The organism is Skermanella sp. (assembly GCF_059503625.1).
In genome coordinates this window covers 1-10,629 of the sequence record NZ_JCACHA010000740.1, presented here as the reverse complement: position 1 = coordinate 10,629, position 10,629 = coordinate 1, and the positions used below count along the sequence as shown (strand labels likewise).

At 66.0% G+C, this 10,629-nt stretch carries 11 protein-coding genes; 8 read left to right on the top strand and 3 right to left on the bottom strand.

Going from position 1 to position 10,629, the window contains the following annotated elements:
* Window positions 1–695 (top strand): KPN_02809 family neutral zinc metallopeptidase (gene ypfJ, locus AC5JJ6_RS25340; protein WP_496044728.1); only part of this gene is annotated, 695 nt, incomplete at its 5' end.
* 45 nt (window positions 696–740) lie between these two features.
* Here ypfJ and AC5JJ6_RS25335 read toward each other — a convergent pair.
* Window positions 741–1,517 carry an exodeoxyribonuclease III gene (locus AC5JJ6_RS25335; protein WP_496044727.1) on the bottom strand — a complete coding sequence of 259 codons (777 nt, stop codon included), beginning with the start codon at window positions 1,515–1,517 and terminating at the stop codon, window positions 741–743.
* Window positions 1,518–1,620: 103 nt separating this feature from the next.
* A complete protein-coding gene (gene erpA / locus AC5JJ6_RS25330; RefSeq protein ID WP_496044726.1) occupies window positions 1,621–2,010 on the bottom strand; it encodes an iron-sulfur cluster insertion protein ErpA in 390 nt (129 codons plus the stop codon).
* A gap of 173 nt (window positions 2,011–2,183) precedes the next feature.
* Between erpA and AC5JJ6_RS25325 the strand changes: the two genes are divergently transcribed.
* The 7 genes from AC5JJ6_RS25325 (at window position 2,184) to scpB (ending at window position 9,302) form a co-directional block, all read left to right on the top strand.
* Window positions 2,184–3,425, top strand: a complete 1,242-nt coding sequence (locus tag AC5JJ6_RS25325) for a deoxyguanosinetriphosphate triphosphohydrolase (protein WP_496044725.1) — start codon at window positions 2,184–2,186, stop codon at window positions 3,423–3,425.
* A complete protein-coding gene (gene argS, locus AC5JJ6_RS25320) occupies window positions 3,425–5,182 on the top strand; it encodes an arginine--tRNA ligase (protein ID WP_496044724.1) in 1,758 nt (585 codons plus the stop codon). Before AC5JJ6_RS25325 ends, argS begins: the two co-directional genes overlap by 1 nt.
* Window positions 5,183–5,271: 89 nt before the next feature.
* A complete protein-coding gene (locus AC5JJ6_RS25315; RefSeq protein ID WP_496044723.1) occupies window positions 5,272–6,222 on the top strand; it encodes an SPOR domain-containing protein in 951 nt (316 codons plus the stop codon).
* On the top strand, window positions 6,209–7,264 hold the full coding sequence (gene nagZ, locus AC5JJ6_RS25310) for a beta-N-acetylhexosaminidase (protein WP_496044722.1): 1,056 nt from the start codon (window positions 6,209–6,211) through the stop codon (window positions 7,262–7,264). The genes AC5JJ6_RS25315 and nagZ overlap by 14 nt, the downstream gene beginning before the upstream one ends.
* Complete coding sequence (locus tag AC5JJ6_RS25305) at window positions 7,261–7,950, top strand: site-2 protease family protein (RefSeq protein ID WP_496044721.1); 690 nt, start codon at window positions 7,261–7,263, stop codon at window positions 7,948–7,950. The genes nagZ and AC5JJ6_RS25305 overlap by 4 nt, the downstream gene beginning before the upstream one ends.
* A 6-nt stretch (window positions 7,951–7,956) precedes the next feature.
* The gene (locus AC5JJ6_RS25300) at window positions 7,957–8,724 is read left to right on the top strand and encodes a segregation and condensation protein A (RefSeq protein ID WP_496044720.1); all 768 of its coding nucleotides are present in this window, start codon (window positions 7,957–7,959) and stop codon (window positions 8,722–8,724) included.
* The gene (gene scpB, locus AC5JJ6_RS25295) at window positions 8,721–9,302 is read left to right on the top strand and encodes an SMC-Scp complex subunit ScpB (RefSeq protein ID WP_496044719.1); all 582 of its coding nucleotides are present in this window, start codon (window positions 8,721–8,723) and stop codon (window positions 9,300–9,302) included. The genes AC5JJ6_RS25300 and scpB overlap by 4 nt, the downstream gene beginning before the upstream one ends.
* A gap of 1 nt (window position 9,303) precedes the next feature.
* Here scpB and AC5JJ6_RS25290 read toward each other — a convergent pair.
* The coding region (locus AC5JJ6_RS25290) for a PTS fructose transporter subunit IIC (RefSeq protein WP_496044718.1) at window positions 9,304–10,629 on the bottom strand (1,326 nt) is incomplete at its 5' end.

Genomic DNA, 10,629 nt, shown 5'->3' with positions numbered 1-10,629 from the left:
CTCCCCGTTCCTCCACGGTCAACCCAGGGAGCATGCCGTCCGCCCAATCCGGCGCCGAGGGAGATCTGGCGAACTTCGTGTCGGTCGTGCTGGCGGAAACCGAGGATGTATGGGGCAACATCTTCAGTCAGTCGGGCCGGACATATGAAGAACCTATCCTCGTCCTGTTCAGCGATGCGGTGCAGTCCGGCTGCGGGTCGGCTCGCTCGACCATGGGACCCTTCTACTGCCCGGCGGACCGCAAACTCTATATCGACCTGAGCTTCTATCGGGACCTGCGCAGCCGCATGGGAGCGCCCGGCGACTTCGCACAGGCCTATGTGATCGCCCACGAAGTAGGGCACCACGTCCAGAACCTGCTCGGCGTCAGCCGGGACGTCCAGGCCGCCCAGCGTCAGGTGTCGCAGAACGAAGCCAATGCGCTGTCGGTCCGTGTGGAATTGCAGGCGGACTGCTTTGCCGGGATCTGGGCGCATAGCATGGCGCAAAAGCAAGGCGTCCTGGAGGACGGCGACATCGAAGAGGCGCTCAACGCCGCGAGCGCCGTCGGCGACGACCGGCTTCAGAAACAGGCGACCGGACGGGTGACACCCGACAGTTTCACCCACGGGAGTTCGGCGCAGCGGGTGCAATGGTTCCGGCGTGGGCTGGACAGCGGTTCTCCGAATTCCTGCGATACCTTCGGCAACGGCTGACCGACCGAAGCCTGATCGGCCGGTTCCTGATCGAACGGCGGCTGGTCAGTCCGCCAGTTCGAGAACGACGGGGGTATGGTCGGACGCCTTCTCCTGGGCGCGCGGCCCCTTGTCGATCCTGCACTCGACAAGCCGGTCCGCCGCCTGTGGCGACAGCAGGAAATGGTCGATGCGGATACCCTGGTCGCGCGGCCAGCGGCCGGCCTGATAGTCCCAGAACGTATAGGCGTGCTGCTCGTCCGGGTGCAGCGCGCGGAAGGCTTCGGTCAACCCCAGGTTCAGCAGTGCCCGGAACTGGGCGCGGCTTTCAGCCCTGAAGAGGGCGTCGGTTTCCCAGGCCTGCGGATCGTAGACGTCCTCGGGCGCTGGGATGATGTTGTAGTCGCCGCCAAGCACGAAGGGCTGCTCGGTCTTGAGCAACTCCTGCGCGTGCCGGCGAAGCCGTTCCATCCAGGCCAGCTTGTACGGATATTTTTCCGTACCGACCGGGTTGCCGTTGGGCAAATAGATCGAAGCGATCCGGATCCCGCCGACCGTCGCTTCGACGTAGCGGGCCTGGACATCGTCGGGTGCGCCGGGGAGATGGTCCAGGATATCTCCGACCGGCTGCTTTGCCAGCAGCGCCACGCCATTGTAGCTTTTCTGGCCGACCACGGCGCAGTTGTACCCCATCGCCTCGAAATCGCCTTTCGGGAACGAGGCGGTCTCGCACTTGATCTCCTGGAGCAGGACGACGTCGGGAGAGGCGCGGTCCAGCCACCCCAGAATGTTGGGAAGGCGGGCTTTGGCGGAATTGACGTTCCAGGTGGCGATCTTGACCATGGGGCAGGCGACTTTCCGGACGCGGACAGAAAAAGGCCCGTGCCGGTTCCGGCACGGGCCTTTCTGGATACCGCCTTAAGCCGGCGGCATCAAACGGCAAAATTCAAACCGCGAAGGACGACCCGCAGCCGCACGATGCCGTGGCGTTGGGGTTCCTGATCTGGAACGACGCTCCCATCAGATCCTCGACGAAGTCGATGACGGAGCCGTTCAGCAGGTCCAGCGACGCATCGTCGGTGACGACGCCGATCCCCTGATGCTCGAAGACGTAGTCGTCCTCGTTCTTCTTGTTGTCGAAGCTGAACCCGTACTGGAAGCCGGAGCAGCCGCCGCCCGATACCGTGATGCGCAGCATCAGGCTGTCGTCGCCTTCCAGCCCGCGCAGCACCAGGACGCGCTTGGCCGCACTGTCGGAGATCGTGACGGCCCGATCGCCGAGGCTCGCGGGCGCCACGGGGTCGGTAAGGGTGGTGTTCAGCGCCGTGTCAGCCATGGAAAACTCCTCAGCTCCAATCGGATGGGACCTGAAAAACAGTCCCTTAAATGAAATCAGGAGTCCCTATGTAAGCAGACCTGACCGATCCGTCAAAGGCCCAGCCGGTGAAGAGGTCAATAAGTCGCGATCTTCATTGAAAAGAGGGCCGCTCTATCGGTAGTGTCCGGACCATGAATGCGGAACAACACCTTCTCCCGAATACGTCTTCCGGCCTCGGCCGGCAGGAGGCGGCTCCGTTCGCCACCATGCCGGAGCATACCCGCGGCCGGCTCAAGGCCGAACCGGAGAGCCCGACCCGTTCCGTCTTCCAGCGCGACCGCGACCGCATCATCCATTCCGGCGCTTTCCGCAAGCTGAAATACAAGACGCAGGTCTTCGTCTACCATGAGGGCGATTACTATCGCACCCGCTTGACCCATAGCCTGGAGGTGGCGCAGATCGCCCGCTCCGTCAGCCGCACGCTCGGCGTCAACGAGGATCTGGCGGAGGCGGTGGCGCTCGCGCACGACCTTGGGCACACCTGCTTCGGCCATGCCGGTGAGGAGGCGCTGAACGAGTCGATGCTGCATCTCGGCGGCTTCAGTCATAACGACCATACGTTGCGCATCCTGACGAGGCTGGAACGCCGTTACGCCGAGTTCGACGGGCTGAACCTGACGTGGGAAACGCTGGAAGGCGTCGTCAAGCACAACGGTCCGCTGCTTCCCGAACTGCCGGGCCATGCGCTGCCGACCACCATCCGGGAGTTCCAGGACGAGTTCGACCTTGAACTCGGCACCAACCCTGGGATGGAAGCGCAGGTTGCCGCCCTGGCCGACGATATCGCCTACAACAACCACGACATCGACGACGGCCTCCGCGCCGGGCTGTTCACCCTGGACGAAGTGGCGGAACTGCCGCTGCTGGGCGGCATCATCCGGGGGCTGCACGACCGCTATCCGGGACTGGAGCGTCAGCGCCTGATCCACGAGACTGTCCGCCGGATGATCGACCACATGGTCACCGACCTGATCCTGGAAACCCGCCGCCGCATCGCGGAGGTCAAGCCGCACTGCGCGGCGGATGTGCGCAACGCTCCCCGTGCCCTGGTAGCGTTCAGCGAAGAGATGCGCGCCCATGATCGGGTCTTGCGCGCTTTCCTGAAACAGCGCATGTACCGCCACTACAAAGTCAACCGCGTCACCAGCAAGACACGGCGCGTCGTGTCGGAGCTATTCGCGCTGTTCATGGCCGAGCCCGAGTGCCTTCCGACGGAATGGCAGGAGGATCTGGAGGCACTGAAGGATAGCGTGAGCGCCGGCGCGCAGGAAAAAGCACGCGCGCGGCTGGTGGCCGATTATATTGCAGGCATGACCGATCGCTTCGCGCTGGCGGAGTATGAGCGGATGTTCGACATGGAATCAAAGACCTGATGAATCTTTTCAACGAGTTCGCCAAAGACCTGCGCGTCATCCTGGATGACCTTGCCACCGGCGGAGACCTGCCGTCAGGTCTCGACCTTTCCAAGGTAACGGTGGAGCCGCCGCGCGACCCTTCCCATGGCGATCTTTCCACCAATGCGGCGCTTGTGCTGTCCAAACAGGCCGGGCGCAAGCCGCGCGACATCGCCGAGCTTCTGGCCGTGCGCCTGCGCGCGCTGCCGGACGTGACCTCGGCCGAAATCGCGGGTCCCGGATTCGTCAATCTGCGCCTGTCGGACGACACGTGGCGCGAGCGCGTCGGCGACATCCTGGTGGCGGGCGTAACCTATGGCAACGGCAGCATCGGGGCCGGCATCGCGGTCAATGTCGAATACGTCTCCGCCAACCCGACCGGCCCGCTGCACGCGGCCCATGCGCGCGGCGCCGTCGTCGGCGACGCCCTGGCGTCGCTGCTGGAGAAGGCGGGATATACCGTCACGCGCGAATACTACATCAACGACGCCGGCGCCCAGGTCGAGGTGCTTGGCCGGTCGACATATCTGCGCTACCGGGAAGCCCTGGGCGAGACGGTCGAGATCCCGGCCGGCATGTATCCGGGCGAATACCTGAAGGACGTCGGTGCGGCGCTGGCGGAACGCGACGGCTCCAAATGGATGGACGCGCCTGAAACGGAGTGGCTGCCGGTCACCCGCGACTTCGCGATCGAGCAGATTCTCACCGGCATCAAGCAGGATCTCGCCGATCTCGGTGTTCAGAACCAGGTATTCTCGTCGGAGCGGGCGCTGATCGCCAGCGGTGCGGTGGAGGACGCCTATCAGTCCCTGGTCGAGCAAGGCCTGATCTATACCGGCGTGCTGGAGCCGCCGAAGGGCAAGAAGCCCGACGACTGGGAGCCGCGTCCCCAGACCCTGTTCCGCGCCACCCAGTTCGGCGACGACGTCGACCGTCCGCTCAAGAAGTCGGATGGAAGCTGGACCTACTTCGCCAACGACATCGCCTACCACTTGGACAAGTACCGGCGCGGCAGCTCCGTGCTGATCGACGTTCTGGGCGCCGACCATGGCGGCTATGTCAAGCGGATGCAGGCGGCGACGACGGCGGTGACGGGCGGGCTGGGCAGCCTGGACGCCAAGATCTGCCAGCTCGTCCACTTGTTGCAGAACGGCGAGCCGGTCAAGATGTCGAAGCGCGCCGGCACCTTCGTGACGCTGCGCGACGTCATCGATCAGGTCGGCCGCGACGTGGTCCGCTTCATCATGCTGACCCGGCGCAACGACCAGACGCTGGAGTTCGACTTCGCCAAGGTGACCGAGCAGTCCAAGGACAACCCGGTCTTCTACGTCCAGTACGCCCATGCCCGCTGCTGCTCGGTCCTGCGCCACGCCCAGGACGCCGATCCCGCGCGCAGTCTGGCGCCGGAGGATCTGGCGGCGACTGCCGTCCTCGCCCGCCTGTCCTCTCCGGAGGAGCTTGAGCTGATCAAGCTGATGGCAAGCTGGCCGCGCGTGGTGGAGTCGGCGGCTCAGGCCCATGAGGCTCACCGCATCGCCTTCTACCTGTACGATCTGGCCGGCGCGTTCCATGGACTGTGGAACAAGGGCAAGGACGACACCACCATGCGTTTCCTGCTGGATGAAGATCCGGAACTGACGACCGCCCGGCTGGCGCTGGTCAAGGCGGTGTCTATCGTCATCGCGTCCGGCCTGGACGTAATGGGAGTGGAGCCTGTCGAGGAACTGCGCGGATGAGCCAGTACGATCCCCGAGACTTCTATGAGCCCGGAAATCAAGCCGGGAACCAGCAGGGCAGCCAGCCTGACCCAGAGGACGCGCGATATATGCCGCGCGATCTCCGGGTGGAACCGCGCGAGTATCAGCGCGGGACGTCGCGGCCCAACCCGGATGCCCGGCCTCGCACGCAGCGGCGTCTGCTGGCGCCCGTCCTGGCGGTCGTCGGCCTCATGGTCTTCTTCGCCATCGTCTGGTTCGCGTGGTCCAGCAGCCAGCCGACGGTCGGTGAAGGCGGCATGCCGGTCGTCAAGGCCGACAACTCTCCTGTCAAGATGAGGCCGGAGCAGCCGGGCGGCATGGCCGTGCCCCATCAGGACAAGCTGATCTACGACCGCCTCAAGGCCGAAACCGGCAATACCGAGACGGCCGCAGTCGAACGTCTCCTGCCGCCGCCGGAGAACCCGCTGCCCCGCCCCGAAGCTCCGCCGCCGCCCGAAGCGATCGAGGAACCGGCGACATCCGGCCTGCCGCCCTCGGCGGTGGAATCGCCGGCTATACCGGGCAATGGCGTGCCGGAAGCACCAGCTAGCCAGCCCGTACCGCCGGTTGCGGTGGCGCCAACTCCGGCACCGCCCCCTGCCGCTGCACCGCCCCCTGCCGCTGCACCGCCGGTTGTGGCGGCCCGCCCGACGCCTCCGCCGCCGCAAGCCGCGCCCGCGGCCCCCCCGCGCTCGCTGACGCCGCCTCCGGCACCAGCGCAGACGGCGGCCCTGCCGCCGCCGCCGGCTCCACCGGCTGCATCGTCCGGCGGCGGAAACTTCCGCCTTCAGATCGCATCGGTGAAGTCCGAGGACGCCGCACGAGCGGAGTTCCAGCGGTTGCAGAAGCGCTACCCGGAAGCCCTGGGCGGGTTGGGTGTCGCTTACGTCCGGGTCGATCTCGGCGACAAGGGCATCTATTATCGCGTCCAGGCAGGACCGGTGGACGAAGCGCGCGCGACCTCCATCTGCTCCTCTCTCAAGTCACAGAGCGTCGGGTGCATTCTTGTCCGTCAGTAGTAAGGCTTCCACCGCGAAGCTTCCCGCCGCGATCGTCTACGGCTGCGCCGGTACCACCCTGTCCCCGGAAGAGCGAGAGTTCTTCCGGGCATCGAATCCCTTCGGCTTCATCCTCTTCCGCCGGAACTGCCAGACCCCCGATCAGGTCAGGACGCTCGTCTCCGACCTGCGGGCATCGGTCGGGCGCTCCGACGCTCCGGTGCTGATCGACCAGGAAGGCGGACGCGTCGCCCGGATGCGCCCGCCGGAATGGCCGTCTTTCCCGCCGGCCCGACGGATCGGCGATCTTGCCGCCGGCGATCCCGAAGCCGGAGCCGAGGCGGCATGGCTGACAGCGCGACTGATCGCGTCGATGCTTCACGATGCCGGCATCACCGTCGACTGCGCACCGGTATGCGACGTTCCGGTCGATGGCTCCCATGACGTGATCGGCGACCGCGCTTTCTCCGACGATCCGGAGCTGGTGGCGAGCCTCGCGCGGATCTCCTGCACGGGGTTCCTGGACGGCGGCGTCCTGCCGGTCATCAAGCATCTGCCCGGGCATGGCCGGGCACTGTGCGACAGCCATCTGGAACAACCACGGGTCGAGGCGGGCAGGGCCGAACTGGCGCGGACCGACTTCCTGCCGTTCGAAGTCGTCTCCGACATGCCGCTCGGCATGGTCGCCCATGTCGTCTACCAGGAACTCGACCCCGTCTATCCCGCCAGCACCTCGGCGGTCGTCATCCAGTCCGTCATCCGTGACCAGCTCGGCTTCGACGGGCTGCTGTTCTGCGACGACCTGTCGATGGAAGCACTGGCCGGCACCGTGGCGCAACGCGCGGTCGCCGTGCTGGAGGCCGGCTGCGACGTGGTCCTTCACTGCAACGGCAGGCTCGAGGAGATGCAGGCGCTGGCGCCCGTCGTGCCGCCGCTGACGGATTCCGCCGCCGCCCGCTGGGCGCATGCGCTGACGTTCCTGAAATCTCCCGGCAAGGGAGATCCGGAACGCATGCGGGAACGGCTGGACGCGCTGCTCGAGGGATCGGACATCATCGCATGATGACCTCGATCGAACAGTTCCTGTTCGACGCCTCCGTCTGGGTGGTCCCCGTCATCATGGCGATCACGTTCCACGAGGCGGCGCATGGCTTCGCCGCGTGGAAGCTGGGGGACAACACGGCGAAAAGCCTGGGGCGCGTGACCTTCAACCCGCTGCGCCATGTCGATCCCATCGGCACGGTGATCCTGCCGGCGGTGATGTATTTCACCACCTCGTTCATGTTCGGCTGGGCGAAGCCGGTGCCGGTCAACTTCAACCGGCTGCGCAACCCGCGCTATGGGATGGTGCTGGTGGCGCTGGCCGGACCCGTCATCAATATCGTCCTGGCGTTCTTCGCCGCCTGGGCGCTGCGCTGGATCGATTTTCTGCCGGAAACCGCGTTGCTATGGGTCCAGCAGAGCTTGGTGATCGCGGTACAGATCAACGTCATCCTGGCGGTGTTCAACATGATCCCGCTGCCGCCTCTGGACGGCGGCAGGGTGGCGGTCGGTCTGCTGCCGCGCCAGCTTGCAATGCCCTTGGCCCGGCTCGAGAACTACGGCCTGTTCATCCTGATGGGCGTCCTGTTCATCCTGCCGCTGATCGGCCAGCAGATCGGCATGAACCTGAGCGTGCTGCCCTGGCTGCTCGGCCCGCCTGTCGAGTACGTCATCCGCCTGCTCGGCTTCGCGACCGGTCACGGCTGACCTCCGATGACGACGGAAAAGCCGAACGGCGAAGCTGCCGAGGGCCAGCTTGTCCTCGATCTCGACGGCTATGAGGGACCGATCGACGTCCTGCTGACGCTGGCGCGCGATCAGAAGGTCGATCTGACGCGGATCTCCATCCTTCAGCTTGCCGACCAATACCTGGCCTTCGTCGCGGAGGCCCGCCGCATCAGGCTGGAACTGGCCGCCGATTATCTCGTGATGGCGGCGTGGCTGGCATACCTGAAGTCCCGCCTGCTGCTGCCCGAGCAGGACGAGGAGGAGCCGAGCGGGGAGGATCTGGCTCAGGCCTTGGCTTTCCAGCTTCAGCGGCTCGAGGCCATGCAGGAAGTCGGGGCCAAGCTGGTCGACCGTCCGCGCCTTGGCCGCGACGTCTTTGCGCGCGGCGCTCCGGAAGGCATCCAGATAGTCTCCCGGTCGATCTTCGACCTGTCGCTCTACGATCTTCTGAAGGCCTATACCGAGCACAAGCGGAAGGAGGAGTTCGGCACGTGGCGCATACAGCCTTCCGAACTCTACTCCATGGAGGACGCACTCCAGCACCTGTCCGAAATGCTGGGGCGGCTGCCGGATTGGACCTCCCTGGCAAGCTTCGTCCCCGGCGCCGCCGGTGACTCGCTGCTCAGCCGCTCGGCCCTGGCGGCGCACTTCGTCGCCAGCCTCGAACTGACCAAGGCCGGCAAGCTGGAACTCAGGCAGGAAGGGGTCTTTTCGCCCATCTATCTTCGCCGCGTCAGGTCGCAGCAGCCATGAGCCCCGAACTTCGCCTGCTCGAAGCGCTGATCTTCGCTTCGGCCGAACCGCTGGACGAACGCACCCTGGCGGATCGCCTTGGCAACGGCGTCGACATCGTCCGGCTGCTGGCCGAGCTGAAGCAGGATTATGCGGGACGCGGCATCGATCTTGTCGGCACGGCGGGACGCTGGTCGTTCCGCACGGCGCCCGACTTGGCGGAAAAGCTGCGCGTCGATGCCGAGGTCCAGCGAAAGCTGTCGCGGGCCACGGTCGAGACCCTGGCGATCATCGCCTATCACCAGCCCGTGACCCGCGCCGAGATCGAAAGCATACGAGGCGTCGCCACCAGCAAGGGCACGCTGGATATCCTGATGGAAGCGGGCTGGGTCCGGCCGGGCAAGCGGCGCGAGACGCCGGGCCGGCCGCTGACATGGATCACGACGGACGGCTTCCTCGATCATTTCGGCCTGGAAAGCCTCCGCGATCTACCTAACCTCGAAGACTTGAAGGCGTCCGGCTTGCTCGACTCGCGGCCGGTGCTGACCTCGATCCAGGGCGGAGCGGGGGGAGCGGCTGCGTCGGAGGAGGAGGCCTGAGTCAGGAGGCTCCCGCTTCCAGTCCAGCCTCAGCCGCCACGGGCCGCTTCATGACGATCACCAGCACCGTCGTCACGACCGTTCCCGCCGCGATCGCCAGGGCATAGAGGCCGACATTGGTGACGGCGTTGGGGATGCCCAGGACGAAGACGCCGCCGTGCGGCGCGCGAAGCATGCAGCCGAACAGCATGGACAGGCCGCCGGCCACCGCCGACCCGGCAATGCCGGGCGGGATCACCCGCAGAGGGTCCTTGGCGGCGAAGGGAATGGCACCCTCCGTGATGAACGACAGGCCGAGGACGGCGGCCGCCTTGCCGGCGTCGCGCTCATCCCGGGTGAAGCGGTTCTTCGCGATTACCGTCGCCAACGCCAGTCCAAGCGGCGGGGTCATCCCCGCGGCCATCACGGCCGCCATCGGCAGGTAAGCCTCCGACGCGAGCAGTCCCACGGCGAAGGTATAGGCCGACTTGTTGACCGGTCCGCCCATATCAACCGCCATCATTCCTCCCAGCAGCAGCCCAAGCAGCACCGCATTGGCCGAGGTCATCCCGCTGAGCCAGCCCGTCAGGGCCGACAGAACGGCCGCGATCGGGGTTCCGACCACGTAGATCATCAGCAAGCCGACCGCGACGCTGGCGAGCAGCGGAATGATGAGCACGGGCTTCAGCCCCTCCAGGTTCTGCGGCAGCCTGATCCAGTTTCGGAGATAGAGGGCGATGTATCCGGCCAGGAAGCCCGAAGCCAGACCGCCCAGGAAGCCGGCCCCGATCTGGTTGGCCAGCATGCCGCCGATCAAGCCGGGAGCCAGCCCCGGCCGGTCGGCGATGGAGAAGGCGATAAAGCCGGAGAGCACGGGGACCATCAGTGCGAAAGCGGCCTGACCGCCGATCTGCATCAGTGCTGCGGCCAGCGATCCCGGCTCCTTCGCGGCGTCGATGCCGAACATGAAGGACAGGGCTATGGCCAGTCCGCCGGCCACGACGACCGGGATCGTGTACGACACACCGGTCATCAGGTGCTTGTACGGTCCCGTCCTCTGTGCCGAGCGCTCGGCCTTCAGCCGTTCGACCTCGCCCGCCAGGTTCCTGCCTGTTCCCGGTTCGGCCGCAGCGCCGGCATCAGGAGCCGGCGCTTCGTCGAAGGCGGCCGCGATGACCTGCTTCCCGCCCTTGAGGGCCTTCCCGGTGGATGTCGAGTAGACCCGCTTGTGGCGGAACCGGTCTAGCGCCACGTTGGTATCCGCGGCGATGATGACGACATCGGCGGCGTCGATCTCCGCCGGGGTCAGGGTATTGCCCGAACCGACCGATCCCTGGGTTTCCACCCT